Genomic DNA, 26,175 nt, shown 5'->3' on the forward strand with positions numbered 1-26,175 from the left:
GCGGCAGTACATCGCGTCCATCCCGCGCGAGCTGGACGAGGCCGCGGTGATGGACGGTGCCGGGCACGGCTGGATCCTGTTCCGGGTGATCCTGCCGCTGGCGCGGCCCGGGCTGACGGCGTTGGGGATCTTCGTCTTCGAGGCGTCCTGGAACAACTTCTTCTGGCCGTACATCTTCCTGTCGTCACCGGAGAAGATGACGCTGCCGGTCGGCCTGGTGTCGTTGCAGGGCGCGATGGGTGGCGGCCCTGCCGTCGTACTGTTCGCGGCGATCACCCTGGTGGTGCTGCCGATCCTGGTGCTCTTCCTGATCTTCCAGCGCTCTTTCATCGCCTCCATCGCGTCGACGGGGCTCCGCGCATGACAGACCATGTGCCTGTCGCCCTGCGCTCGCTCTGGCACGAGCTACCACTCCTTGCCGTCACAGGCGTCCTCACCTGTACTGCGTACGCCGCCGTGGTGGCTCTGATGCCCGGGATGACTCCGAGCAGCGTGCTGTTGGCCGCACTGGTGGTTTCGCCTGTCTGGGCAGGGGTGGTGGCGACGACGGACTCCGTTGTCCAGGGTGGACCGGGTGGCGTGCTCCTGTTGCTGCGAAACCTCCGGCGGCACTGGGCGGCGGGCTTGAAGGTCGGCCTAGTCGCAGGAGCCGTGGCGGCTTTGGCTCTGGTCAACTGGGAGCTCTACACGGCAACTGGCAGCTCGCTGCTGCTCGTGCCGCTGGCCGTCAGCGGTTGCTCGACTGTGCTGGCGGTGCTGGCCGCGTTCTGCGCCTTCAGTCTTCGAGTTACAGCAGGGCTGCGTGGCAAGCCGCTCTGGCTCACCGCACTCGCCGTGGTGGCGCGCAGTCCTTGGGTGCCGCTCGGCGTCCTGTCTGTCGTCGTGGTCGCTCTCTTGCTCGGCACTTCGGTCACTGCCTCGTTGTTGCTGCTCGCACCCGGTCCGGTGGCGTTGTTCGCCTCGGCCGGCACCTGGACTGTCTATCGGACGGAGAACCTGCATGCGCTACACCGGTGAGAACCTGCGGCACTTCGCGCTGCCGCTGGGCGGGTTCGGCACGGGGAATCTGGCGTTGGCCGGGAACGGTGCGCTCCGGCAGTGGCAGTTGCACAACATCGGCAACCACGAGGCGGACCTGCCGGACAGCTTCTTCGCCCTGCGTCTGTCGCGAATCGAGCCGCCGGTGGACGAGATCCGTTTGCTGCAAGGGCCTTGGCGGGCGTCGTCGGACACGCCGCTGGTGACGGACGACGTAGTACCGGCTGGTGAGAAGCGGCTGCACTCGTTGCTGCGGCCCATCGGTGAGGCTTCTGTTGCGGCGGTCTATCCGCAGGCCCGGATCGACTACGACACCGATCTTCCGGTTGACGTGAGCATGGAGGTGTTCAACCCGTTGGTGCCGTTGGATGCTGCTGCCAGCTCGCAGCCTGTTGCCGCGTTCACCTTCACGCTGCACAACCCTGGTGAGATCGCGCTGCACGGATCGCTGGCCGGAGCTCTGCAGAACGCGGTCGGCTGGGATGGCGTCACCCCGATCGATGGGGTCTCCTGCGGGCTGTACGGCGGCAACACGAACCGGCTGAGGCAGCGGGACGGCTGGACCTCGCTGGTGTTCGAGAACAACACGCTGCCGGCGGATCACTCGGGTGCTGGGCAGATGGTGCTGGCCACAGATGGTGCTGACACGCGTGCGTACCCACAGTGGACTACGGCCGAGCAGTTCATCACCTACCTCGCCGGGCGGTCGACTGCGGCCAGCGGGCCCAGTGCTGCTGGGACCACCTGGAACGGTGGGCTCGCCGTACCGTTCCAGTTGGGAGCGGGGGGACCGTGCGGGTGCGGTTCCTGATCGCGTGGCACTTCCCGAACCGCTTTGTCGACTTTTCCCAGTTCGGGCCGCGGAAGGACTACGGGCACAGCAAGTTCTGGCTGGGGAACGCGTATACGAAGGCGCAGCCGGATGCGGTCGCCGCCGCGGAGGCCTTCGTCGCCCGGTGGGATGAGCTTGCCGGGGCCAGTGCGGCTTGGGCTGATGCCTTCGAGTCGAGCACGCTGCCGGGGGAGGCGGGAGCACGGCTGGCGGGACTCGTTGCCGACGTACGGAGTCCTACTGTCTTCCAGACTGCCGAGGGGACGGTGCTGGGATTCGAAGGCGTGCTCGGCGCGTCCACGGTGATGTGGGGTGGTCGGTACGGCGGCTCGTGTCCGTTGAACTGCACGCATGTGTGGAACTACGAGCAGACCCTGTCCCGGCTCTTCCCCGCACTGGAACGCGACATGCGCGATACGGAGTACGACGTGATGCAGGCGCCGGAGGGATACATCCCGCACCGGGTGATCGCGCCGACGTACCACCGGCAACTGTGGGACGTGGTGATCGGCGGTCCGGAGGAGCCCGCGCTGGACGGGATGCTCGGGTCCGTTCTGAAGACCTACCGAGAGGTCCGGCAGGGTGCGGGGTTGAAGTGGCTCGCCCATCGCTGGCCGAACGTGGAACGGCTGCTGACGCACATCCGCGGCAAGTGGGACCCGGAAGGAACCGGCGTACTCCGGGGAATCCAGCCGAGCACGCACGACATCGACCTGTGCGGGGTCAACTCGTTCATGGGCACGCTGTGGCTCGCCGCCCTGCGTGCCGCCGAGGAGATGGCGCTACTGCTCGGGGAGGACGCCAAGGACTACCGAGTGCTCTTCGAGGCCGGTAGCAAGGCCTTTGACGAACTGCTGTTCACAGGTGAGTACTACCGGCAGGTGCTGTCGCCGGAGGACAACGAGGACTTCCAGTGGGGCGACGGGTGTCTTGCAGATCAGTTGATCGGCCAGTGGTGGGCTCACCAACTGGACCTCGGCTACTTGCTCCCCGCTGATCACGTGAAGACCGCCTTGCGCGCTGTGGTGCGGCACAACCTCCGGACGGGCTTCGCGGACTTCTCGCATCCCTACCGAGTCTTTGCCGACGGCGACGACACCGGCCTACTCATGTGCACCTGGCCGCACGGCGGCCGCCCGACGGTCCCGACACGGTACTGCGACGAGGTGTGGACGGGCTCGGAGTACCAAGTCGCGGCGCACCTCCTCTACGAGGGCTTGCTCGACGAGGGCCTAGCTGTGCTGAAAGGCCTCTGGAACCGGTACGACGGTACGCGGCGCAACCCCTTCAACCCGATCGAGTGCGGCGACCACTACATCCGCAACGCAGCCGGCTGGTCCGTCCTGGAAGCCCTGGCCGGCTTCCGCTACAACGCCCTCACCAGCACCCTGACGTTCGCACCCTTGGACATCGCCCGCTCCGACGACGCCTGGGAACTCCCCTTCGTCGCCGGCACCGGCTGGGGCGTAGCCACCTACCGCGACTCCACCCTGGCCTTGACCTGCCACGGCGGCCACCTGGATCTCCAGGCAGTCCACCTGGACGGGTCAGCGCTACCTGTCGACGCGCAGGTCGTAGTACCGGGGAAGCCTTTGGTGATCTCGGGAGTGTGAAGAGCGCCGGCCGTCCGGCAACGCCACCGGACGGTCGGCACTCGCTTGGAGGGGTCAGAGGAGGCCGAGGTCGGCGGTCTCCTGGTCGCTGAAGAGGCGGGAACGGATCAGGAAGCGGATGCCCTCGGGGGCCTCCACCGAGAAGCCGCTGCCGCGGCCTTTCACGACGTCGACGGTCAAGTGGGTGTGCTTCCAGTACTCGAACTGGTTCCTCGACATCCAGAACGGCACCGGCTTGTCCAGCCCGTCCACGACCAGGTCACCCAGGTGGATGTCGGCCGCGCCGGTCTTGAACTCGCCGTCGGGATAACACATCGGCGAACTGCCGTCACAGCACCCGCCGGACTGGTGGAACATCAGCGGGCCGTGCAGTTCGGTGAGACGGCGGAGCCACTCCGCCGTCTCCTCCGTGAACGAAACCCTGTCGGCCATGGGCTCAGAAGAACCCGAGCTTGTCGGGGCTGTAGCTGACCAGCAGGTTCTTGGTCTGCTGGTAGTGGTCGAGCATCATCTTGTGGTTCTCCCGGCCGATGCCGGAGTTCTTGTACCCACCGAAGGCCGCGTGCGCCGGGTACGCGTGGTAGCAGTTCGTCCAGACCCGGCCCGCCTGGATCTCCCGGCCCGCGCGGTACGCGGTGTTGATGTCGCGCGACCAGACGCCGGCGCCGAGCCCGTACAGGGTGTCGTTGGCGATCTTCATCGCGTCGGCGTAGTCGTCGAACCTGGTCACCGAGACCACCGGGCCGAAGATCTCCTCCTGGAAGATCCGCATCTTGTTGTCGCCCTCGAAGATGGTCGGCTGGATGTAGTAGCCGCCGCTCAGGTCGCCGCCGAGGTCGGCCTTGTCGCCGCCGGTGACCACCTTGGCGCCCTCGGCCTTGCCGATGTCGATGTAGGACAGGATCTTCTCGTACTGGTCGTTGCTGGCCTGGGCGCCCATCATCGTGTCGGTGTCGAGCGGGTTGCCCAGCTTGATCGCCTGGGTCCGGGCCGTCGCGTCGGTGAGGAACTGGTCGTAGATGCCGGCCTGGATCAGCGCCCGGGACGGACAGGTGCAGACCTCGCCCTGGTTCAGCGCGAACAGGGTGAAGCCCTCCAGCGCCTTGTCGTAGAAGTTGTCCTGGCTGCTGGCGACGTCGTCGAAGAAGATGTTCGGGCTCTTGCCGCCGAGCTCGAGGGTGACCGGGATGATGTTCTCCGACGCGTACTGCATGATCAGCCGGCCGGTCGTGGTCTCACCGGTGAACGCCACCTTGGCGACTCTGTTGCTAGAGGCAAGCGGTTTGCCGGCCTCGACGCCGAACCCGTTGACGATGTTCAGCACGCCCGGCGGGAGCAGGTCGCCGATCAGCTCCATCAGTACGTGGATCGAGGCGGGCGTCTGCTCGGCCGGCTTCAGCACCACGGCGTTGCCGGCCGCCAGCGCGGGCGCCAGCTTCCAGGTGGCCATCAGGATCGGGAAGTTCCACGGGATGATCTGCGCGACCACGCCGAGCGGCTCGTGGAAGTGGTAGGCGACGGTGTCCTCGTCGACCATCGAGATCGAGCCCTCCTGGGCCCGCAGCGCGCCGGCGAAGTACCGGAAGTGGTCGACCGCCAGCGGCAGGTCCGCGGCCAGCGTCTCGCGGACCGCCTTGCCGTTGTCCCAGCTCTCGGCCACCGCGAGCAGTTCGAGGTTGTCCTCGATCCGGTCGGCGATCTTGTTCAGGATGTTCGCGCGCTCCGCCGACGACGTCCGGCCCCAAGCCGGGGCTGCCCCGTGCGCGGCGTCCAGTGCGCGCTCCACGTCGTCGGCGGTGCCTCGCGCGATCTCGGTGAAGTTCTCACCGGTCACCGGAGTCGGATTCTCGAAGTAGCCACCCTTGGCCGGCGGCACCCACTCGCCGCCGATGTAGTGGTCGTAGCGCGACTTGAACTCGACCGGGCTGCCGTCCTGCCCGGGAGCTGCGTACGTCGTCATAGGTCCTCCTGCGAAGGGTTTGCCGTGCTCGGCAACGTAGGCCGGGTGACGTTGCATGGACGTTGCATAACTCTGTGCTCTTGAACGGGCGGCCGTTCCAGGCGAGGCTGAGACGTGGACGCACCCGAGGAGGCGCGCCGGCTCAGCGAGCTGTACGACGAGGTGCTCGGCGGTGGCCGGGCGCCAGGTTCGCCGCGTCCGCTGGTCGCCGCCTCGTGGGAGCGCTCGCTCGCGGCGTCCGTCGATCCCGAGCTGGACGCGCCGCCGGTGGTGATCTCGGCGGAGCTGCTGGAGTCCCTGCGCGAGAACCACCCGCTGCGCGCAGTACTGCCGGTCCTGCGCGAGACGCTGACCACGATCGCGGACGAGGCGTCCCACATCATGATCATCACCGACGCCCAGGGGCTGATCCTGTGGCGCGAGGGCGCCGCCGACGTCCGCCGCCAGGCCGACCGGATCGCCTTGTCCGAGGGAGCCGTCTGGTCCGAGGACGCGATCGGAACCAACGGCATGGGTACTGCGCTCGCCGCCGACCAGCCGGTCCAGATCCACTCGGCCGAACACCTGGTCCGCCGGATCCACGCGTGGACCTGTGCGGCCGCGCCCGTGCACGACCCTGACACCGGCAAGCTGATCGGCGCCGTCGACGTCTCCGGCCCGCTCCGCACGGTCCATCCCGCGATGATGGCGCTCGTCACCGCGGCTGCTCAGTTGGCCGAGGGACAGCTCCGGGTCCGGATGGCCGCGGCCGACGAGCAACTCCGCGCCCGCAACATGCGGCACCTGGTCGCCCTCGGCGATGCCCCCGGCGCTCTGCTGACTCCGACCGGCCGAGTGCTCGCCGTCCAGCCGCTGGCCTGGTTGCCGGACCGGCTCGACGTCTCGGCCGGGGTCGACCGGATCGAGATCGGCGACGGCCGTGAGGCTGTGGTCGAGCAGTTGGAGGAGGGGTACCTGCTGCGGATTCCCGGGACCGGAAGCCGCAGCCGCTCGAAGCTACGGCTGAAGCTGATGGGCTCGGGCCAACCGGTCGCTGTTGTCGGTGGCCGCGAGATCGCCCTGACGCTGCGCCGGGCGGAGGTGCTCGCACTGCTCCTGCTTCACCCGTCCGGGCTGACCGCCGAGCAGTTGATGCTGCAGTTGTACGGCGACGAGGGAAACCCGACGACGGTTCGCGCCGAGATGCACCGGTTGCGGAACCTGCTCGGCCCGGGCGTGCTCGACACCAAGCCGTACCGGATCGTCGCGGACGTGTCGGGCGACGTCACCGAAGTACAGGCTGCTGTTCGGGCCGGCGAGCTCACCACCGCCCTGACCCTGTACTCCGGTCCGCTGCTCGGGCGGTCCGACGCACCGGCCCTGCGGGCGGAACGCGAGGAACTCGACGCGACGCTGCGCCGCGCAGTACTGGATGCGGGGGATGCCGAGCTGCTCTGGCGGTTCGCTCAGACCTCGACCGGCGCCGAGGATCTTGAGGTGTTCGAGGTGCTGGAGCGTGAGCTGCCACCGGCCGACCATCGCCGCGCCGCGGTCACCGCTCGCCTGGACCGCCTCGCCGGGTGAGTCCGCGTCCATCCGGAATCTGGACAGCGGGCTTTAAGTCGACTGAACTAGTCTAGTTTCGCGGGTGTGGCCGTCGTGGGTGACTCAGCGTCGTCGTCACGCCTTCGCGGGCGGGGCGGCGACCGAGCCGCGCTCGATCAGGGTCGGCTCGACCGTGGTCCGGCGGACCCGGCGGTTCGTGTCGACGGCCGAGGTGACCCGATCGACCACGTCGCTGACCAACTCGTCGAGCGGCCAGTGGAAGGTGGACAGCGGCGGGCAGAGCAGTTGGGACATCGGCTGGTCGTCGTAGCCGAGCAGGGACAGCTCGTCGGGCAACTGGATGGCCAGCTCGGCGCAGGCCGCATACACCCCGAAGGCCATCGAGTCGGCCAGCGCCAGGATGCCGGTCGGCCGCTGCTTCGCGGTCAGCACCTCGCGGGCGACCTCGGTGGCCCCAGCCAGATCGTGCGGGCAGGGCACGATCCGCACCTTGAGCTTCAGCCCGGAGGCGATCCGCTGGGCGATCTCCTCGGCCGGCCGCTCCACCTCGAACCGGCGGGACGGGCTCAGGACGGCGACGTTGCGGTGACCCGCGTCGGCCAGCCGGCGCAACGCAGTACTCACGCCGGTCTCGTTGTCGAACAAGACCTCGGACTTCGCCTTCGCGGCGGGCAGCGCGTCGCCGATCGCGATCACCGGCGCCTGCTGGGCGATCTTGGCCCAGCCCTTCGCGCCCGGGTCGATCGGGATCACCACGATCGCGTCGGCGCGATGGTCGACCAGGTGCTGGGCGAGCTGGAGTTGCCGGTCGGCGTCGCCGGCCGAGTCGATGATCCAGGCGTTCCGGTCCGGGGCGAGCAGTTCGCGGCCGAGCGCTGCGGCGAGTCGCTGCTGCCAGAGGTCCTCGAGCGAGGCGCAGAGCACTCCGACCGAGCCACTCCGGCCGGAAGCGAGCGCCCGGGCCACGGGGTCGGCCTGATACCCGAGACGCTCGGCGGCTTCCTGCACCCGTTGTTGCGTCTCCGGGGTGCCTTGCAGACCTCGCAGTGCGTAGGAGACGGCTGCCATCGAGAGGCCGGTCTCCGCTGCGATGTCCTTGAGGGTCGGCCTGCGGCCAGTACCGGACATGTGATCGACCCTAGGGCACCCCGCCGACAAAACCCCTCCGACCGGGCCGCGGTGCTGAGACACGGCTTGACAAAGAGCAGTTTGAAGCGCTTCACTACAGATGTCTTGAAGCGCTTCAAAATTGCCGGCGGCGAACGAGAGGAGGGCCCGTGACCGGGGTCATCGACGTCCACCAGCACCTGTGGCCGGCCGAGTTCGTCGACCGCCTGCGGGCCCGCACCGAACCGCCGTACCTGGATGGCTGGACTCTGCACTCGCCCGGCGAAGCGCCGTACGGGGTGGATCCGGCGGCGCATGAGGTCGGCAAGCGGGTCTCGCAGGAGCTTGACGCCGGGACCACCTTGGTCGGGTTGTCACTGTCGAGCCCGCTCGGGATCGAGCATCTCGGTGACTCCGCCTTGCTTGATGCCTGGCACCTCGGCGCCGCCGCGCTGCCCGAGCCCTTCAAGGCCTGGGCCTCCGTCGACCTCCTGGAGCCGGATCTGGCTGGGCTGGAATCCCTGCTGAACAGGGGCTTCCTGGGGCTTCAGTTGCCGGCCCAAGTGATCGGTACTCCGTCCGGCTGGGCTGGGGTAGCCGAGTTGCTGGCTCTTGCCGAGCGGCTGAACAAGCCGATCCTGGTCCACCCCGGTACTCCGGCGCCGCCGGCTGAAGAACTGCCCGGCTGGTGGGCGCCGGTGGTCGACTACACGCTTCAACTCCAGGCCGCTTGGTGGGCCTGGCACGCTTTCGGCGGACGTACGGCGTACCCGCGACTGCGGTTGTGCTTCGTCGCGGCGGCCGGCCTGGCTCCTGTGCACCACGAGCGGCTGACCGCCCGCGGCGGCCGCCTCGGCACCATCGACACCAACTTGTACGTCGACACCTCGAGCTACGGCCCGCAGGGGATCGACGCGGTCGCCCGGGTCCTCGGCATCGACCAGGTCGTGCACGGCACCGACCGGCCGTACGCCGGGACCGTCGACCTCCGGCAGGGCGACGCCGCCACCGCGGTGATCCGCCATGACAACCCGCATCGGCTCCTGTTCGGAACCGAACCACCGACCAGCAGCGGCGCCTCCCGAGGCCGCTGATCCCGCTTCGCCGCAGCCCGCGGCGAAGTACCCAAGCGCGCGCCGGTCGCCCGGCGCCACCTCCTGAGAGGAGAGTGCAGTGACTGCTCAGCCCGTATCCGACGCACCCGTCGTACCCGCCCGTCAGGCCAGCCGGCTCGTGGAGCTCAACGACTGTCTGTCGCTGGACAACCTGCCGGGACGTGATCTCGACCCAGCCGAACTGGCCGAACTCGCCGGCGGCATCGCGGCCCAGCCGCACCTGTGGGAGGACAAGGTCGCCTACAGCGACGAGGAGCGTGTCTTCGCCTCGCTGCACCGCGACGCGAACGTGGACGTCTGGATGATCTGCTGGACCCCCGTCAACGACACCGGCTGGCACGACCACGACGTCTCCTCCGGCGCCGTCGCGGTCGCCCGCGGCAAGTTGGTCGAGCACAACCTGGCCATCGGCACCGAGTCGATCGAAACCGAGATCGAAGCCGGCGACGTCTACGGCTTCGGCCCCGACCACATCCACCGCGTCGTCGGCCTCGACAAGGGCAGCGTCACCGTCCACGCCTACAGCCCGCCCCTGTGGCGCATGGGCCAGTACTCCGTCAAGGAAGGCGTCCTCCGCCGAGTCTCCGTCTCCTACGCCGACGAACTCCGCCCCCTCGACTGACCTCCCTCCGTCCGAACGGCCGCATCCTGAAGTCCGGGTGCGGTCGTTCGGTTGTCTTGGTCCGCCTGCGCCTCGGCAACACTCGCAGCGTTGGACTGGTACGGGTCGCGCGCCGCAGTACGGGAACGAGCGGTCGGGTTCGGCGACAAGCCACAACGATCCAGCCCTTCACCTGGACAGACCACAACGTCGTCGCACCAAGCCGTGCCGGAGACAACGACTCTGGACACGGCCGCCGACAGTTTTCGAGCTGAGAACGCCTTGTGGGCAAGGGATTTCGTGATTGGCAGGTAGCTGTCAGGTTGTCCACGGACATGCCCGGGAGCGGGGCGAGGTCTGGCAAGGTGAGGACAGGTCTATCCACAAGAGTCGGGGGGTTGTGGATGCTGGAGGGGCTAACGATCTGCCCCGGGTTGCCCCGCGATCTGGCCTCCTCCTGGGGGTCGTTTGCTGACCAGACTCGGTGATATGACGACGCACACGGGCATCGAGGCCCACTACACGACCCGGCACGACGAGGCGACCCGGTTGAGCTCGACGCTCAGAGGACAGCTGGAGCGGGTGAGGCTTCACGATCTCCTGACCCGGTACCTGCCCGAGCCACCGGCGGACGTTGCCGATGTCGGCGGTGGGCCGGGAGTGCATGCGATGTGGTTGAAGGAACGCGGGTACTCCGTGGAGTTGCTGGACCCGGTGCAGCGGCATGTGGAGCAGGCCGCGGCGGCGGGGATCAGCGCAGTACTGGGGGATGCGCGGCGGTTGCCGTGGGAGAACGAGGACTTCGACGCGGTGCTGCTGGCGGGCCCGATGTATCACCTGCCGGAGGCGGCGGATCGGCGGCTGGCGTTGCGGGAGGCGATCCGGGTGATCCGGCCGGGCGGGTTCATCGCGGTGGTCGCGATCAACCGGGCGGCCAATCTGATCGGGTCCACGCTGGCCAACAAGTTGTTGGCGCGGCGCGGGATCGTGACCGACATCCTCGACACCGGGTTCAGTCCGGACAACGAGCGGATGGCGCAGACGACGTACCACACCACCACCCAACTGCGGACGGAGTTGACGAACGCCGGCCTGCGATCGGTGACCCTGCACGGGCTGACGGGACCGGGCGGCTGGCTGACGGTCGCGATCGACGTGCACTTCGAGAACCAGCCGCTCCCGCCGAGCCTCGCCGAACCGAACCCGCTGGAGACCGCACTCGAGTGCTCCCGCCTCGCCGACCGGTTCCCGGAGCTCGTCCCGTCCAGCTCGCTGCTGTTCGCGGTCGGCCAGCGTGCTTGACGGCAGACGCGCCCGGAAGGTCCGCGAGCAAGCCATCCGGTACGCCGCCAACGGGTGGCCGGTGGCACCACTGGCGATGCCAGGCGATGGTGGGTGTCCCTGCGGTAACGGCTGTGTGGAACCGCACTTGGTCGGTGAGGTCGTCCGTGACGGTGTGCAGGCTTCGGTGGTCTGGGATCGGTCGGGGTGGGGGATCGCCTTGGTGACGGAGAACTACGACGTGGTGGATTTGCCGCCGGAGTACGGCGCGCTGCTGAATCAGCAGCTGAGGACTACGTGTCCGACGGCGATGGCGCCGTTGCGCAGGAGGTGGTGGTTCTTCCTGGTGCCCGGTTCGATCCCTGCCGCTCAGGTGGCCCGCGCCGGTGGGGTGCTGCACTCCGGGGCGGGCGGCTGGGTGCCGGCGCCGGGGACTTGGACCGAGACGACAGGGTGCATCCGGTGGCTGGTTCATCCGTACCTGACGCACTGGCGGCCGTACCAGCGGCGGGACGCTATTGACCGGGTATTTCTCTGACTATAGTCAGACGATGGGGATCGCTGATGTCAGGAGATTCAATCGGACGGTCACGCAGCGGATCGGGGCGTTGAGCGATAGCTACATGGCGCGCGATCGGCCGTTGGGGCAGGCTCGGGTGTTGTGGGAGATCGGTGCTGACGGCTGCGACGTTCGGTTGTTGCGGTCGCGGCTTGATCTGGACTCCGGGTACTTGAGCCGGCTGCTGCGCGGTCTGGAGAATGACGGGCTCGTCGCGGTGGAGCAGAGTGATGACGACGGCAGGGTCCGCACCGCTCGGCTGACGTCGAAAGGCTTAGGGGAGCGGGATCTGCTGGATCGGCGCTCCGATGAGCTTGCCGCGTCGATCCTCCAGCCGTTGAGTGAGCAGCAGCGGGCTCGCCTGATCGCTGCGATGGGAGAGGTGGAGCGGCTGCTGATCGCGTCGACGGTCCAGGTCGGGAGCGTGGACCCTCGGCACCCGGACGCTCGCTTCTGTCTGCAGGCGTACTTCGATGAGTTGGCGGCCCGCTTCGACGGGGGCTTCGACCATGCACGGAGCATCTCGGCCGGCGTGGATGAGCTCACCCCACCGGCCGGTCTGCTCCTGGTTGCCACGCTTCACTCGGAGCCGGTCGGCTGCGGCGCTCTCAAGTTCCACGACGACGGGCCGACCGAGGTGAAACGCATGTGGGTCTCACCCGACGTCCGCGGTCTCGGCCTCGGTCGCCGGCTCCTGACCGAGCTCGAGCAGCACGCCGCGGCCCACGGCTCCGCAGTACTGCGCCTGGAAACCAACCGCAATCTGACGGAAGCGATCTCCCTCTACCGCGCCGCGGGCTACACGGAAGTCCCGGCCTTCAACACCGAGCCCTACGCCCACCACTGGTTCGAGAAGGCCGTCATATAAAGGAATGCCGGGGCCTGAGGATTCCCCTCGGATCCTCAGGCTCCGGCAAGAACCAGCTGTTACGGGTGGCGGAGGACGCCGACCAGGCCGTGGGTTTCCTCATCGATGCCGGCGGAGAACCACAGGGAGTCGGTGCCGCCGGTGGTGGCGGTGCCTTGGGTGAGAGCCCACAGACCAGGAATCACCAGCGTGCGGCCGGTGCCGGCGTCGCGGACCTGGCCGGCGATCTTGTCGCTGAAGCGGCCGTCGGACTTCGGGGCGATGACGTTGATCTTGCCGTCGCCGAAGTTGCCGACCAGCAGCGAGCCGGCCTGCTGACCCCACGAAGCAGGCGCGATCGCGAGACCCCACGGAGCGTTCAGGGTGCCGCGGGAGGCGATCCGGTCGACGAACCGGCCGTCCACGGTGAACTCGTCGACGAAGCCGAGACCGCGACCGCTCGCGTTGCGGCCCGTCGCCTTGTCGACCTTGGCGTACGCGACGAAGATCCGGCCGTTCAGCGTCTGCACGTTGAACGGGCTGTACCCCTTCGGGAGGTGGAAGTCGCGGAACGCCCACCACGGCTGCGCGACCTTGGCGAAGGTGCTGTCGAAGACGTCGATCCGGCCCTGCGCGAAGTTGGCGGCGTACAACTGGTCGCCCGTCGAGGCGGTCGCGATGGCGAGGCCGGTGTAGACCGCGCCGGGCACGGTCGCCTTGATCTGCGCGGCTCCGATCAGCGGCGTGGCCGGCGGTCCCCAGGCGGCGATCTGGCCGGTCAGGGTGGAGAAGATGAAGCGGGCCGGTGCGCTGGCCGTGCCGTTGCTGAGCACGAACCCGGTGCCGGCGTTCGCGACCTGACCGGTCGGTGCCGGGACGGTGACGCGGACCGTCGGCACCTTCGTGGCGGTGGTCGCGCCGGCCGGCGACGCGTACAGCGTCGACGACGACGTACCGGCGTTGGAGACCCAGAGCGGTGAGGTCGCACCGAGCGCCAGCCCCCACGGATTGACCAGGTCCGGGTCGAGCAGCGGTGCCATGCCCGGCACGTCCGAGACCAGGTTCACCTGCTGGACGGCGAGAGCGCCGGGCGAGTCGTGACCGTAGGACTTGTGCGCGCTGGCGGTGCTGGGAGCGACCAGCGCCAGGCTGCCGATCACGGCGGTGGCGGCGGCGAAGGTGCGTCCCTTGAAGCGAAGCGACATGTCACTTTCCTGTCGGTTGGGAAGTCGAACACCCTCCACACGGCCGAATGCACTGGCCGGTTCAACCCCGGGCACGGTAGACATGCCGGAACCGAGATTTTGGGGGGAACACCAGATGCCAAAGCTCACGATCCAGCCGCTGAACCCGCCGATCCTGCCGGCGGCGACCGGCAACTACACCCACGGTGTGCAGGTGGACGGCGCGGGCCGGCTGGTCTTCGTCAGCGGCCAGGTGCCGTGGGGCGACGAGCACGGGAAGATCCCGGACTCGTTCGAGGAGCAGTGCCGGATGGTCTGGCGGAACGTGCTCGCGGTGCTGGCCGAGGCCGGGCTGGGCGTGCAGAACCTGGTCAAGGTGACCACCTACCTTTCCGACCGGCAGTACCGGGCGCTCAACTCGAAGATCCGCGAGGAGGTTCTTGGCGAGCACGCCCCGGCGCTGACGATCATCATCTGCGACATCTACGCCGAGGAATGGCTCCTCGAGATCGAGGCCGTCGCCGCCGCCTGACCCGTACGACGTACTGCGGGCCGGCTGCCGGCGGGCGCCGGTCCACTCGTGCCGGATTGGGTATGGCCGGGTCCAGCGGACGCGTCTAGCGTCGAAGCATGCGGATCAGAATCGTCGACGCGTTCACCGACCAGCCGTTCGCCGGAAACCCGGCGGCGGTCTGCCTGCTCGAGGCAGGCCCCTGGCCGGACGAGAGCTGGATGCATCAGGTCGCGGCGGAGATGGCCCTGTCCGAGACCGCCTTCGCGCGCCCGCTCACCGACGACCCGGACGCCGACTGGGACCTGCGCTGGTTCACCCCGACGGTCGAAGCGAAGATGTGCGGCCACGCCACCCTCGCGACCACCCACGCGATGATGTCCGACGGCCTGCTGAACGACCTGAACGGCAAGGTGCGATTCAACAGCCGCAGCGGCGTCCTGATCGCGTCGGTGACGCAGGACCAGGCGATCACCATGGACTTCCCGGTCTCCTCGCCGGAGACCGTCGAGGTGCCCAAAGGCCTGATCGCCGCTCTCGGCGCCGAAGCAGCCGGCGTCACCGAGGTCTACCGCACCGGCCCGCTGGGCGATCTGCTGGTCGAGCTGGACGACGAGAACGCGGTCCGTTCCGCCGTGCCGGACCTGGCGGCGATCGAGGTGATCACTGAGCGGGACGGCTTCCGGGCCCTGTTGCTCACCGCCCTGGCCGACCCGGTCCGCGAGTACGACTTCGTCTCGCGGTTCTTCGCGCCGTCGCACGGGATTCCCGAGGATCCGGTGACGGGCAGCGCGCACACCGGGCTGGCGCCGTACTGGGCGAAGCGCCTCGGGCGGGAGGAGTTGGTGGGGTACCAAGCGTCCACCCGAGGCGGCCTCGTCCGGGTAGTACTGGCCGGTGATCGAGTCCTCCTCACCGGCCAAGCCGTCACCGTGCTCGACGGCGAGTTGAAGGTCTAGCTAGGCCCAGGTCTCCGCGTGCGTGATCGCGCCGTTGGGCGCGCTCAGCTCGGACAGTACGTCGTCGGCGTCGGCCTCCAGCGGCTCGAACGGGTACTCCGGTACGACGTACGCGCGCGCACCGGCGACCAGGTCCACCCCGGGCAGCTCGAACCACGCCTCGCCGACCTCGCGGCTGATCTCATAGATGGCCTGCTCAGCTGACTCGACCGGCTCGCGCTCACCGGTCTCGTCCAGCTCGGCCGGGTGCCGCTCCTGAGCGGCGCGACCGGCCTCGAGCAGCGTGTCCAGGTCGACCACACGCAGGTCGAACCTCGACACCACGCTGATCACCTGGTCCTGCTCCTCGGGCTCCTCGTCGTCGTCTTCCTCGACCTCGTCGTCCAGCAGCAGCGGCGCGGTACCGGTGTGCTCGAAGACGGCGTCGTTCCAGCCCTCGACGAGCTCCTCCAGCGCGGCGTTCTGCTCGTAGAGGGAGGTCTGCTCCTCGTCGCCGGTCATCGCCAGCAGGGCCTCGGTGTGGGCCTGCAGGCGCTCGGCGAGCAGCCGGCTCGCCTCGGCCAGCGCCTTGCGGCTCTCCTCGGAGAAGAACTGCTCCCCGGCGGCGGCGAGCTCCTGGTTGTCCACTTCAGTCACTGCGTTCTTCCCTAACGTTCGATGGGCTACAGCTCATTGCCAGCCGTAAGTATGTGAGAACGGCGTGAGAGCTGTGTCAGCGGGTGTGAGAGGCCCGCGAGAAGTCCTGTACCTGGTCGCCGCGCTGATCTTCCCCGAGAGGTTCTGATGTCCGACACCGTCGCCGGCCTGCCGCAGGTCGGCCTTCTCGGGCTCGACGGCCGGGGTGCGACAGTTGGTGCAGGAGAACACGCAGGGCTGGATCTTCCTCGGTGAACCACGGATGAACGTGGTCATGCTCAACGCCGATCTTGCCGCTGCGAACTGACAGAGACGATGGGGACATGAGCACGAGCGGTCGCGGGCATCTGCGGATCTACCTGGGCGCCGCGCCCGGCGTCGGGAAGACCTACAAGATGCTGGGCGAGGCGCAGCGGCGGCTGGCGCGGGGGACGGACGTCGTGGTCGGCTTCGTTGAGACCCACGGGCGGGAGCAGACGGCCGTCATGCTCGAGGGCCTGGAGGTGGTCCCGCGCAAGATCCTGGACCACCGTGGCGCGAGCTTCACCGAAATGAACGTGGACGCCGTACTGGCCCGGCGGCCCGAGGTCGCGCTGGTCGATGAGCTTGCCCATAGCAACGTTCCGGGCAGCCGGAACGCGAAGCGCTGGGAGGACATCGACGCGCTGCTGTCGGCCGGGATCGACGTGATCTCGGCCGTCAACATCCAGCACTTGGAGTCGATCAACGACGTGGTCGAGAAGATCACCGGCGTCCCACAGCAGGAGACCGTCCCGGATCGGGTGGTCCGGGCCGCCGACCAGATCGAGTTGGTCGACATGACGCCCGAGGCGCTGCGTCGCCGGATGGCGCACGGCAACGTCTACGCCGCCGACAAGATCGACGCTGCCCTCGGCAACTACTTCCGGATCGGCAACCTGTCCGCGCTGCGCGAGCTCGCGCTGCTCTGGCTCGCCGACCGGGTCGACGCCGGGTTGCAGCAGTACCGGGCCCAGCACGACATCGACTCCACCTGGGAGGCGCGGGAGCGGGTCGTCGTCGCGCTCACCGGCGGACCCGAGGGCGAGGTCCTGATCCGGCGTGCCGCCCGCATCGCCGCCCGCTCGGCCGGCGGCGACCTGCTGGCCGTTCATGTCACCCGTTCCGACGGCCTGACCGGAGCCGATCCCGCCCGGCTGGGAGAACAACGCAGGCTGGTCGAGAGCCTCGGCGGCAGCTATCACCAGGTGGTCGGCGAGAACATCCCGGAAGCGCTGCTGTCCTTCGCGCGGGCCGAGAACGCCACCCAACTCGTCCTCGGCGGCAGCCGCCGCTCCAGGTTCTCCGCGCTGCTGACCGGGCCCGGGATCGGAGCCAGTTCGATCCGCGACTCGGGCGACATCGACGTCCATCTCGTCACCCATTCGGAGATCGGTCGCGGCCGGCTGCCCCGGGCACAGGGCAGCCTGTCCCGTCGCCGCCTGTACTACGGGTTCGCGCTCGCCGTCGTCCTGCCGCCCTTGCTCGCCCTGCTGCTCGGGGCCGGCGGCGACACGCTCAACCTGACCAGCAACGCGCTCGCCTTCCTGTTCGGGGTGGTCGTGGTCGCTCTCGTCGGCGGACTCTGGCCGGCGATCCTGACCGCCCTCGCCGGCACGGTGGTCCTGAACTGGTTCTTCACGCCGCCGACCCGCTCCTTCGGCATCACCGAGCCGAACAACGCGCTGGCCCTCGGGATTTTCCTGCTGATCGCGGCGCTGGTCTCCTCGGTGGTCGACCGCGCGGCCCGGCGTACGAGACAAGCGGCCCGCTCGGCGGCCGAGTCCGAGACGCTGGCGACCCTGGCCGGGTCCGTACTCCGCGGCGAGACCGCGCTGCAGGCACTCCTCGAACGCGTCCGCGAAGCCTTCGGGATGAGCTGCGCCGTCCTGATGGAGCGCCTGGAGACCGACGAGTTGACCGAGACCTGGCGACCCCTCGCCTCCGCCGGTACGCCGACCTGCCGGCGCCCGGAGGACGGGGATGCCGAGATCCCGGCGCGGGACAACCTCGTCCTGGTCCTGCAAGGCCGTCGGCTGGCCGCGGACGAACGCCGGCTGGTCGGCGCCTTCGCGGCCCACGCGGCGGCCCTGGTCGACAAGGCCCGGCTGAGCGAAGCCGCCGCCGAGGCGAAGCCACTGGCCGAGGCGGACAAACTCCGGACCGCGCTGCTGCGAGCCGTCGGGCATGACTTGCGGTCGCCGCTGGCCTCGGCCAAGGCGTCCGTGACCAGCCTGCGCAGCTCCGACGTTGACTGGACCCCGGCCGAGCGCGACGAACTCCTCGAGACGGCCGACGAGTCCCTGGACCGGCTGACCCGGCTGGTCGACAACCTGCTCGACCTCAGCCGCCTGCAGGCCGGAGTACTGCCCGTCTTCACCCGGCCGATGGCGCTCGACGAGATCCTGCCGGGTGTGATGGCCGAGCTCGGCGACGACAACGGCCAGGTGAGCGTCGACATCCCGCACACGCTGCCGCTGGTGAGTGCCGACACGGCGCTGCTGGAGCGGGTGATCGCGAACCTGCTGGCCAACGCGATCCGCTACTCGCCGCTCGGTGGCCCGCCGCTGGTGACGGGGAGCTCCCTGGGCGAGCAGGTCGAACTACGGGTGGTCGATCGTGGGCCGGGGATTCCGCGGGCCGATCGGGACCGGGTCTTCGCGCCGTTCCAGCGGCTCGGGGACACCGACAACACCACCGGGGTCGGGCTCGGCCTGGCGCTCGCGCGCGGGCTGACCGAGGCGATGGACGGCACCCTGCACCCCGAGGACACGCCGGGCGGCGGGCTCACCATGGTCGTGTCGTTGCCAGTGGCAACCTTGGGGCCGGGCGACGCGCCGGTGCCGGGCAGCCGGGAGCGATCCGCGTCCGGACCGGAGGTGCGGGGATGACCAGAGTGCTGGTGGTCGACGACGAACCGCCGATCGCGCGGGCCTTGCAGATCAACCTGAAGGCACGGCGGTACGAAGTACACGTGGCCGGCAGTGGTACCGCGGCGCTGAAGGTGGCGGCGCAGTACCCGCCGGATCTGGTGATTCTCGACCTCGGGCTGCCGGACCTCGACGGCGTCGACGTGATCCGTGGGCTGCGTGGCTGGACCGAGGCGCCGATCCTGGTGCTGTCCGGGCGCACCGACAGTACGGACAAGGTCGAGTCGCTGGACGCGGGCGCCGACGACTATGTGACCAAGCCGTTCGGCATCGACGAGTTGCTGGCGCGAATGCGCGCGGTACTGCGCCGCAGCAACCTCGCTCAGGACGAGCCGGTGATCACGGTCGGCGGCGCTCAGGTCGACCTGGCGGCGAAGCGAGTGACGCTGGAGTCTGGGGAGGATGTCCGCTTGACGCCGACCGAATGGCACCTGCTGGAGGTGCTGGTGCGGCATCCGGGGAAGCTGATGTCCCAGCGGCAACTGCTGATCGAGGTGTGGGGACCGGGCTACGAGACGGCCAGTGGCAACCTGCGCTTCTACATGGGTCAACTCCGCCGGAAGCTCGAAGCCGACCCGGCGCGCCCGGCGCATCTGCTCACCGAGCCGGGGATGGGCTACCGCTTCGAGCCGTAGACGTGTCTGATTCCTTCAAGACGTCAGGGGGTCCGACACGGCAGGGTGGGGACATGGAGATCTTTGAGGCTGCTCGTGACTTTGTCCGTACCGAGGGCCGGCTGGTGGAGCGCCGGCTGTTCGCCACCGTCTTCGAAGGCGCCGATCCGGCCGGCGTCGTGGACGCCCTGCGTGGGTACCAGAACGCTGACGGCGGGTTCGGGCACGGGCTCGAGCCGGACAAGCGGTGCCCGGACAGCGTGGCCCTCGACGTCGAGACCGCGTTCGACATCCTGCTGGCCGCCGGCGTCCGGGATGACGACATGGTGCGCCGGGCCTGCGACTGGTTGCAGTCACAGGCCACCGCGGACGGTGCCGTCTCGCTCGCGGCGCCGGTGATCGAGGGGTACCCGCGGGCTGAACACATGTCTGAGTGGACCTATGTGCCCGGCCTCAACCCGACCGCGGGATTGGTCGGGCGGCTGTACGCGATGGACTTCGAGCACCCCTGGCGCGACCAGGCCGAAGCTTGGTGCACGGCCACTCTGGCCGGCGGGTTCCCCGAGGACGCGCACGCGATGCACGAGTCGATGGAGTTCCTGGAGCACACCCAGCGGCCGGAATTGGCGAAGGTGAAGGAGTGGCTGCCGAAACTGGCGTACTACCGCGCCGACCCGGCCGACCCGTCGTACGGGGTGACGCCGTTGCACTTCGCGTCGACGCCGGACAGCGTGTGGCGGCAGTTGTTCGACGACGAGCAGATCGAGGGACACCTGGACCGGCTCGTCGCGGACCAGCAGGCCGACGGCGGCTGGGCGATCACCTGGGAACCCCCGGGCACCATGGCCACGCTCGAGTACCGCGGAATCGTGACCGTCCACGCCCTCCGCACCCTGAAGGCCTACGGCCGCTTGCCGATCAGCTGATCGTCCGGTCGTCGCACGGTTCGGACCGTTGACCAACGGACGGGTTGCAGCGGGCGGTGACTGCGGGTGAAATCGATTTAACACCACGTATCCGCCCCTTCGAAGGTGGTTCCATGCGTCGTCTTCCGAAGCTCGCTGCCGCTCTGGCCTTCCTTCTCATTCCCGTCGTACCGGCCTCTGCTTCCGCCCCGTCCGGGTTGTTCCCGGACTGGGTCGGCAGTTGGGCCGTCGCCGTCACCCCACCCGGTACCACGGGCCTGTCGGCCACCGGCGTCACCGACACGACCCTGCGCCAGGTCGCTCACCTGTCGGTCGGTGGACCCGAACTCCGCCTGCGGCTCTCCAACGTCTACGGCACCAGCCCGCTCGTCGTCGGCAAGGTCACCGTCACCCCACGCGCCGCCGACCTCGCCGGTACTCCGACCGTCGACCCGGCGACACTGGTTCCGGTCTCCTTCGGCGGCCGCGCGAGTGTGACCATCCCGGTCGGAACCGAGTGGGTCAGCGACCCGGTCCGGATTTCCGTGCCCGACGACACCGACCTGGTGATCAGCACCTACTTCCCGGGCCCGACCGGTCCGTTGACCCAGCACCCGGCCGGGTATGCGACCGGGTTCTCCGCCGCCGGCGATCAGACCAGTGGCGGCGGGTCGCAGTACCAGGCGCTTCCGGGGATGGCGCGGTACCTCATCGAGGGCGTCGACGTGAAGAGCCGGGCGCGGGGCTCGGTGGTGCTCTTCGGCGACTCGATCACCGACGGCGTGGTCTCGCCGATCGACCAGAACCTGCGCTATCCCGACCAGTTGGCCGACCGGATCCTTGCTCAGCCCGCCGCGCGCGAACTCGGCGTGCTGAACGCGGGGATCAGCGGCAACCGGCTGCTCAGCAACGCCGGTACGGCGGGCGACTCGGCGCTCGCGCGGTTCGATCGCGACGTGCTCGGGCAGACCGGCGTACGGACGGTGGTGCTGCTGGAGGGCATCAACGACATCGGCAGGAGCCTGGGTGCCACCGATCCGGCTGATCTGATCGCGGTGCACCGGCAGTTCATCCAGCGAGCGCACCAGGCCGGGCTGAAGGTGATCGGCGCGACGCTGACGCCGTACGAGGGGGCGGGCTACTACAGCGTCGAGGGCGAGGCCGACCGGCAAGCGCTGAACGAGTGGATCCGTACCTCGGGCGAGTACGACGGCGTCGTCGACTTCGACAAGGCGGTCCGGGATCCTGCTCAGCCGGGGCGCATGCTGGCCGCGTACGACATCGGCGACCACCTGCACCCGAACGCCGAGGGCTTCGAGGCGATGGCGCTCGCCTTCGACCTGAGGGCGTTGACCCGCTAGCTGTACTCGGTCAGGACAGCTAGCCGGCCTCGGCGGGATGCTCGACCTGGCGGTCGCCCCACTGCGTCAGCAGTCCACGGGCGATCTCCAGGTCTTCCCGCAGCGAGCGGTCCTTGAGGTCGTCCGGCAGCGCGGTCAGCGCATCCGCGATCCACGGTCCAATCGAGGCCGGCTTGCAGATGTCGGGCCCCAGCCCCGCGAGCCGCACCGCCCGAACCGCCGTCACCAACTCGCACGCGAGCACGTCCCGCAACGCGTCCAGCAACTGCCCGGTCAGTACTGCGGCCTGCGGCGCGAAGCTCGCGTGGTGCTCGGCGCCCCGGGAGAGGGTCGCCGTACCGAGGGTGGCGGGTTGTGCCGTCGAACGGACCGAGGCGAGCGCGTCGTGGGCGACGTACTCGATCATCATCACGCCCGAGCTCGCCTCCGCCCCGCTGGCCAGGAACCGGCTCAGCCCGGTGAACTCCGGATCGACCAGGTTCGCGACCCGCGAGGTGGACAGGGTGGCGACGGAGTGCAGGCTGAGCCGGAGCGAGTCGAGGGCGAGCGCGATCGGCATCGCGTGCCAGTTGCCGTTGTGCAGCACGGTCTCGCCGGCCACCAGCGGATTCTCGGCCGAGGCGTTGATGTCGATCCGCAGAGCGTTGCCCAGGGCATCGACATGGTCGACGGCCGGGCCGAGCACCTGGGCGAAGGCGCGCAGGCCGAACGGGTCCTGGACCCGGGCCGGCGGGATCGGCAGGTCCTCGAGCAGGCCGCGCATCCGGCGGGCCACCCGGACCTGTCCCGGCTGCGGGCGGGCGGCGTGCACGCGTTCGTCGTACACCTCGGCGTTGCCGCGCAGCGCGACGTGGGAGAGCCCGCCGACCAGCGGGACCACGTTGATCAGGGTCGCGGCCTCGACGTACGCGAGGCAGCACTCCGCGAGCGTGATCGCGTTGCTGGACAGCAGCGGGAGCGCGCTGGTCCCGTCGATCACGTCACCCAGCGCCAGCCCGAGTTGGGCCAGCGGGCCGAGATCCCCGGTCCCGATCGCGCCACCGCGATGCAGGTCAGGCAACTCGTCATCGTTGAGCAGGGCAACGATCGCGTCGGCCACCTCGGGCGCCAGCCCGGAGCCACCGGCGGCGAGTTGGTTCACCCGGATCAGCAGCCCGAGCCTGACCACGTCCTTCGGGTACGACGCCATCCCCGTCGTCGAGTGGGACGCCAGCAATCGCGCGCCGTGCTCGGGATCGGAGGTCAGCACGTCCCGGTTGGCGCCCACCCCGGTGGTCCGTCCGTAGACCGGTCGGCGCAGGGCGATCTCGGCCACCGCGACAGCGGACTCGGCCATCCGCTTCCGCGCGTCGTCCGCCAGCCGCACGGCCGTCCGCCGCTGGCCCAGCGCCACCGCATCCAGAGGCGACAATCCCGCCCCGACGATCTCCACGGGCTCCACCAGCCCAGTGTGAGCCAGCCCACTACCCGCCGCGAACTCCCTCAGCGCTGCTCATGTCTGAGATCCGAGACATTTTCGACGCGGACAAGCGAACGGCCCGCCGATCGCGAGGATCAGCGGGCCGTTCGTTCGGGCTATGTCAGGCCTTGCCGTAGCGCTTCTTGAACTTCTCGACCCGGCCCTGGGTGTCCATCACGCGCTGCTGGCCCGTGTAGAACGGGTGGCTGGCGGAGGAGATCTCGACGTCGACGACCGGGTAGGTGTTCCCGTCGTGCCACTCGATGGTCTCGTTGCTCTCGCGCGTCGAGCCGGTCAGGAAGCTGAAGTTGCCGGACTTGTCCCGGAAGACGACCCGGCGGTAGTCGGGGTGGATGTCGTTCTTCATGCGGCGGTACTTCCTTCCAGATAAGGGGCGAACGGATCGGTCAGCTTGCTGCCCAACTCCTCCGTACGAAGGACACAACCATCGAGGCGGCGCGCTAATTCCCGGACGTCCAGATCGATTCCGGTGATGGACAGGTACGACGCGCGGTCGCCGTGCTCGGGGTGCCACTCCAGCGCCGAGCGGGCCTGGTGGGTCGCGCCGACCTCGGACCAGCGGTCCAGCGGCAGGTCGGCCAGCCACGGTCCCAGTACGCCGAGCGCGATGCTGGTGCCGAAGCTGTCCCAGCCCAGCCGCGCGCGCGGCTGGGAGGCGAGCCAGACCGTGCCCTTGCCCCGGACCGAACCGGCGACCAGGTCCTCGAGCGCGTCGTAGAGCCGCTCCGGGTGGAACGGCCGGTCCGACTGCCAGACCAGCGTCTCCACTCGCCCCTCGGAGTTCAGCGGAGCGCTGATCGACCCGGGCTCGACCCACGTCTCGGCCGCGTCAGGATCATGAAGCCGTACTCCGAACAGTTCGCCGGCCGTCTCGGTGGTTCGTACCAGCGCCTGCGGGTTCATCGCCCGCGCCAGCGCCTCCACGACCGCGGGTCCTCCGGGCTCGGTGGGCTCGCCGGGCTCGCTGGGCTCGCCGGTTTCGGTGGTCTCGCCGGTTTCGGCGGGCTGTGGGGGTGGCTGCTGGGGGTTGGCGAGGATCACCGCGTTGGCGTACTCGACCTGCCGGACGAGCACCTCGGCGATCGCGCGACCGTCCTCGGCGGCGGTCGGGACGCCGCGATCGTGGATCAGGTCGTCCCCGCTGACGTCGGCCGCGAAGGTGGAGGTGTCGAGCACGGTCAGCACCGACAGCACGCGGAGTTCGTCACCGGCATCCCGGGCGATCTCCTCGGCCAGCGCCTGGGTGTCGCCGGCCCCGGGGACAGAGACGACCGCGGCCCCGTACTTCTCCGTCGCGGCGATGCTGACCAGCAGGGGAACCAGCGAGCCGCGCATCGCGCAGGACACGCAGGGGTGACCCATCCGGATCACCTCGCGGTCGATCACGCCGGCCGCAGTACGCGCGATCCGTACGACGGAGCCACCCGCCAGGCCGCTCACGTCGTACTCGACCAGGACTGTGCCCAGGTTCGGCAGCAGGCCGGCCGCGACGGCGCCGCGGGACTGCTCGTCGACGCCGGTGAGCAAGGTGATCGGCAGGTGACTCGGCATGGCACCTCTCAGAGTCTTATTGAAAATGACAACCAGTACAACGTACACTGCGGCTCAGCGGTTCCGGAAGCGCGGTGGCCCGGAATACGGACCAGGCGACCGGCGTTCACCGTACGGAGTTCAACGGCACCCGCTGGGTGCCCGGAAGGAAGGTCTGATGGCCAAGCACAACGATGTCCGCCCGATCGTCAAGCTGCGGAGCACCGAGGGGACCGGCTTCACCTACGTGACCCGGAAGAACCGGCGCAACGACCCCGACCGGCTGACGATGCGCAAGTACGACCCGGTCCTGCGCCGGCACGTCGACTTCCGCGAAGAGCGGTAGGCGGCCGGTGGCGAAGACCAGCAAGATCGCGAAGAACGAGCAGCGCAAGCAGACCGTCGCCCGGTACGCCGGGCGCCGGGCCGAGCTGAAGCGGATCATCGCCGATCCGGCCAGTTCGTTCGAGGCGCGGGGCGAGGCGCAGTTGAAGCTGCAGAAACTGCCGCGGGACGCGAGCCCGATCCGGGTCCGCAACCGCGATGTGGCGGATGGCCGGCCGCGCGGGTTCCTGCGCAAGGCCGGCATCTCCCGGGTCCGGTTCCGCACGATGGCCCACCGTGGGGAACTGCCGGGGATCACCAAATCGTCTTGGTGATCCGAGCACGGCCCCGCCGGGACCAGGTGGACCCGGCGGGGCCGCGCTGTCTTCCCGGGCCACCCGAAGGCCGGTTCGCCGGCCGGGAATAGGTCCGAAGGGGAGTGGGTTACACCTGATGCCGTCCGGTACATGACCCCCGGGCTTCACACTCCGCCGCTACGAGCGGCCACTCGCCGAGAGGCGTCTGCTGGACGGTGCGGTACTCGGATGGGTGGGAGCGGATCGTCGCTCCCACCCATCTCCCGTCTCCACTTGTGTGGGGGTGGACCATGGAGGGCAGGACCTCGCGGTGACGCGGGTGACTGGTGTGACTGGAGGGGCTTCGGACCCCCGAGTTGCATTGTGGTCGGGAAGGTCAGTAATGTTCTTCTTGTTGGAGCGAGTGCGGGACGCGAAAGCGGCCGGACGCTCCAAACTCCCTGAAAGTCCCAGGAGCCGAATCACGCCCCAAGCGGGGTTCGGTCGCTGAGACACGCAGAGAGACTGGGACGAAAGAGGCCGATTTGACTGGCCCCGGACGAAACAGTAATGTTTGGCGGGTTGCCCCGGAGCTTCGGATGAAAGTTCGAAGCGCGGTGAGCGTCCGATTCTTGAGAACTCAACAGCGTGCCGAAAGTCAATGCCGAAAGATTAGCATTAACCCCGTACACGGCATTGGATGATTCCATCCACCCCTGGTCCTTCTGGGATTTTGGGTGCTGGGTTGTCTGTTGTTCGTGTTCGGATTCCTTTGAAAAACAATGATTCAAGTCAGTTTGATTGTTTCTGAGATATCAAAGGATCACTCAATGTGTTGACTCTCCACAGGCTTCGGTCTGTGGTTTGTTTATAGATTTCAACGGAGAGTTTGATCCTGGCTCAGGACGAACGCTGGCGGCGTGCTTAAC

The 26,175-nt window shown here is 68.8% G+C and carries 27 protein-coding genes; 19 read left to right on the top strand and 8 right to left on the bottom strand.

Translation table 11 applies throughout. The features are described from left to right. From ABD255_RS10260 to ABD255_RS10275, 4 genes are all read left to right on the top strand, one after another. On the top strand, positions 1-364 hold a 364-nt coding region (locus ABD255_RS10260; RefSeq protein WP_344212272.1), incomplete at its 5' end, for a carbohydrate ABC transporter permease. Next, the gene (locus ABD255_RS10265) at positions 361-1,017 is read left to right on the top strand and encodes a hypothetical protein (RefSeq protein ID WP_344212274.1); all 657 of its coding nucleotides are present in this window, start codon (positions 361-363) and stop codon (positions 1,015-1,017) included. The genes ABD255_RS10260 and ABD255_RS10265, both read left to right, overlap by 4 nt. Continuing rightward, positions 1,001-1,849 carry a GH116 family glycosyl-hydrolase gene (locus tag ABD255_RS10270; protein ID WP_344212276.1) on the top strand — a complete coding sequence of 283 codons (849 nt, stop codon included), beginning with the start codon at positions 1,001-1,003 and terminating at the stop codon, positions 1,847-1,849. Before ABD255_RS10265 ends, ABD255_RS10270 begins: the two co-directional genes overlap by 17 nt. Then, positions 1,837-3,483, top strand: coding sequence for a GH116 family glycosyl hydrolase (locus ABD255_RS10275; protein ID WP_344212278.1), 1,647 nt, complete (start codon positions 1,837-1,839; stop codon positions 3,481-3,483). The genes ABD255_RS10270 and ABD255_RS10275 overlap by 13 nt, the downstream gene beginning before the upstream one ends. A 54-nt stretch (positions 3,484-3,537) precedes the next feature. Here the strand turns inward: ABD255_RS10275 and ABD255_RS10280 are convergent, their stop codons facing one another. Together ABD255_RS10280 and adh are read right to left on the bottom strand one after the other, a co-directional pair. After that, positions 3,538-3,915 carry a DUF779 domain-containing protein gene (locus ABD255_RS10280; protein WP_344212280.1) on the bottom strand — a complete coding sequence of 126 codons (378 nt, stop codon included), beginning with the start codon at positions 3,913-3,915 and terminating at the stop codon, positions 3,538-3,540. A gap of 4 nt (positions 3,916-3,919) precedes the next feature. Then, positions 3,920-5,443, bottom strand: coding sequence for an aldehyde dehydrogenase (gene adh / locus ABD255_RS10285; RefSeq protein WP_344212282.1), 1,524 nt, complete (start codon positions 5,441-5,443; stop codon positions 3,920-3,922). A 114-nt stretch (positions 5,444-5,557) separates the two neighbouring features. On the opposite strand from adh, the gene ABD255_RS10290 reads away from it, so the two are divergent. Further along, positions 5,558-7,006, top strand: coding sequence for a GAF domain-containing protein (locus ABD255_RS10290; protein ID WP_344212284.1), 1,449 nt, complete (start codon positions 5,558-5,560; stop codon positions 7,004-7,006). Positions 7,007-7,102: 96 nt separating this feature from the next. On the opposite strand, the gene ABD255_RS10295 is transcribed toward ABD255_RS10290, so the two are convergent. After that, positions 7,103-8,116 (bottom strand): LacI family DNA-binding transcriptional regulator, encoded by a 1,014-nt coding sequence (locus ABD255_RS10295; protein WP_344212286.1) that lies wholly within the window; start codon positions 8,114-8,116, stop codon positions 7,103-7,105. A 149-nt stretch (positions 8,117-8,265) separates the two neighbouring features. Between ABD255_RS10295 and ABD255_RS10300 the strand changes: the two genes are divergently transcribed. The 5 genes from ABD255_RS10300 to ABD255_RS10320 all read left to right on the top strand — a co-directional run bounded on the left by ABD255_RS10300 (position 8,266) and on the right by ABD255_RS10320 (position 12,519). Then, positions 8,266-9,189 carry an amidohydrolase family protein gene (locus tag ABD255_RS10300; protein ID WP_344212288.1) on the top strand — a complete coding sequence of 308 codons (924 nt, stop codon included), beginning with the start codon at positions 8,266-8,268 and terminating at the stop codon, positions 9,187-9,189. Positions 9,190-9,268: 79 nt separating this feature from the next. Next, complete coding sequence (locus ABD255_RS10305; protein WP_344212290.1) at positions 9,269-9,832, top strand: cysteine dioxygenase; 564 nt, start codon at positions 9,269-9,271, stop codon at positions 9,830-9,832. Between the two features lie 468 nt (positions 9,833-10,300). Continuing rightward, complete coding sequence (locus tag ABD255_RS10310) at positions 10,301-11,113, top strand: class I SAM-dependent methyltransferase (RefSeq protein WP_344212292.1); 813 nt, start codon at positions 10,301-10,303, stop codon at positions 11,111-11,113. Next, positions 11,106-11,630 carry a bifunctional DNA primase/polymerase gene (locus tag ABD255_RS10315; protein WP_344212294.1) on the top strand — a complete coding sequence of 175 codons (525 nt, stop codon included), beginning with the start codon at positions 11,106-11,108 and terminating at the stop codon, positions 11,628-11,630. The genes ABD255_RS10310 and ABD255_RS10315 overlap by 8 nt, the downstream gene beginning before the upstream one ends. Positions 11,631-11,643: 13 nt before the next feature. Beyond that, positions 11,644-12,519 (top strand): bifunctional helix-turn-helix transcriptional regulator/GNAT family N-acetyltransferase, encoded by an 876-nt coding sequence (locus ABD255_RS10320; RefSeq protein WP_344212296.1) that lies wholly within the window; start codon positions 11,644-11,646, stop codon positions 12,517-12,519. A 59-nt stretch (positions 12,520-12,578) separates the two neighbouring features. Here the strand turns inward: ABD255_RS10320 and ABD255_RS10325 are convergent, their stop codons facing one another. After that, positions 12,579-13,703 (bottom strand): TIGR03118 family protein, encoded by a 1,125-nt coding sequence (locus ABD255_RS10325; RefSeq protein ID WP_344212298.1) that lies wholly within the window; start codon positions 13,701-13,703, stop codon positions 12,579-12,581. 115 nt (positions 13,704-13,818) lie between these two features. On the opposite strand from ABD255_RS10325, the gene ABD255_RS10330 reads away from it, so the two are divergent. Further along, positions 13,819-14,214 (top strand): RidA family protein, encoded by a 396-nt coding sequence (locus ABD255_RS10330; protein WP_344212300.1) that lies wholly within the window; start codon positions 13,819-13,821, stop codon positions 14,212-14,214. A gap of 98 nt (positions 14,215-14,312) precedes the next feature. Beyond that, positions 14,313-15,152, top strand: a complete 840-nt coding sequence (locus ABD255_RS10335; RefSeq protein WP_344212302.1) for a PhzF family phenazine biosynthesis protein — start codon at positions 14,313-14,315, stop codon at positions 15,150-15,152. Here the strand turns inward: ABD255_RS10335 and ABD255_RS10340 are convergent, their stop codons facing one another. Then, entirely contained in the window at positions 15,153-15,788 is a 636-nt protein-coding gene (locus tag ABD255_RS10340) for a hypothetical protein (RefSeq protein ID WP_344212304.1), read from the bottom strand. Between the two features lie 85 nt (positions 15,789-15,873). Here ABD255_RS10340 and ABD255_RS43660 point away from each other — a divergent pair, with 85 nt between their 5' ends. From ABD255_RS43660 to ABD255_RS10360, 5 genes are all read left to right on the top strand, one after another. Then, positions 15,874-15,936, top strand: coding sequence for a potassium-transporting ATPase subunit F (locus tag ABD255_RS43660; RefSeq protein WP_425554402.1), 63 nt, complete (start codon positions 15,874-15,876; stop codon positions 15,934-15,936). A 175-nt stretch (positions 15,937-16,111) separates the two neighbouring features. Next, on the top strand, positions 16,112-18,697 hold the full coding sequence (locus ABD255_RS10345) for a sensor histidine kinase (protein WP_344212306.1): 2,586 nt from the start codon (positions 16,112-16,114) through the stop codon (positions 18,695-18,697). Further along, positions 18,694-19,371 (top strand): response regulator, encoded by a 678-nt coding sequence (locus tag ABD255_RS10350; protein WP_344212308.1) that lies wholly within the window; start codon positions 18,694-18,696, stop codon positions 19,369-19,371. Before ABD255_RS10345 ends, ABD255_RS10350 begins: the two co-directional genes overlap by 4 nt. Positions 19,372-19,424: 53 nt before the next feature. Beyond that, a complete protein-coding gene (locus ABD255_RS10355) occupies positions 19,425-20,276 on the top strand; it encodes a prenyltransferase/squalene oxidase repeat-containing protein (protein ID WP_344212311.1) in 852 nt (283 codons plus the stop codon). A 113-nt stretch (positions 20,277-20,389) separates the two neighbouring features. Beyond that, positions 20,390-21,616 (top strand): SGNH/GDSL hydrolase family protein, encoded by a 1,227-nt coding sequence (locus ABD255_RS10360; protein ID WP_344212313.1) that lies wholly within the window; start codon positions 20,390-20,392, stop codon positions 21,614-21,616. A 19-nt stretch (positions 21,617-21,635) separates the two neighbouring features. Here ABD255_RS10360 and ABD255_RS10365 read toward each other — a convergent pair whose 3' ends face one another. The 3 genes from ABD255_RS10365 to ABD255_RS10375 all read right to left on the bottom strand — a co-directional run bounded on the left by ABD255_RS10365 (position 21,636) and on the right by ABD255_RS10375 (position 24,647). After that, positions 21,636-23,057: an aromatic amino acid lyase gene (locus ABD255_RS10365; RefSeq protein WP_344212315.1), complete on the bottom strand. Its 1,422-nt coding sequence runs from the start codon at positions 23,055-23,057 to the stop codon at positions 21,636-21,638. Between the two features lie 139 nt (positions 23,058-23,196). Next, positions 23,197-23,442, bottom strand: coding sequence for a type B 50S ribosomal protein L31 (locus ABD255_RS10370; RefSeq protein ID WP_344212317.1), 246 nt, complete (start codon positions 23,440-23,442; stop codon positions 23,197-23,199). Then, a complete protein-coding gene (locus ABD255_RS10375; protein WP_344212319.1) occupies positions 23,439-24,647 on the bottom strand; it encodes a CobW family GTP-binding protein in 1,209 nt (402 codons plus the stop codon). Before ABD255_RS10375 ends, ABD255_RS10370 begins: the two co-directional genes overlap by 4 nt. A 157-nt stretch (positions 24,648-24,804) precedes the next feature. Here ABD255_RS10375 and rpmG point away from each other — a divergent pair, with 157 nt between their 5' ends. Next, complete coding sequence (gene rpmG / locus ABD255_RS10380) at positions 24,805-24,972, top strand: 50S ribosomal protein L33 (protein ID WP_344212321.1); 168 nt, start codon at positions 24,805-24,807, stop codon at positions 24,970-24,972. A 7-nt stretch (positions 24,973-24,979) separates the two neighbouring features. Continuing rightward, complete coding sequence (rpsN, locus tag ABD255_RS10385; RefSeq protein WP_344212322.1) at positions 24,980-25,285, top strand: 30S ribosomal protein S14; 306 nt, start codon at positions 24,980-24,982, stop codon at positions 25,283-25,285. Positions 25,286-26,175: the final 890 nt, after the last annotated feature.

Source organism: Kribbella sancticallisti (assembly GCF_039530625.1).
In the GTDB taxonomy this organism is placed as follows: Bacteria; Actinomycetota; Actinomycetes; order Propionibacteriales; family Kribbellaceae; genus Kribbella; species Kribbella sancticallisti.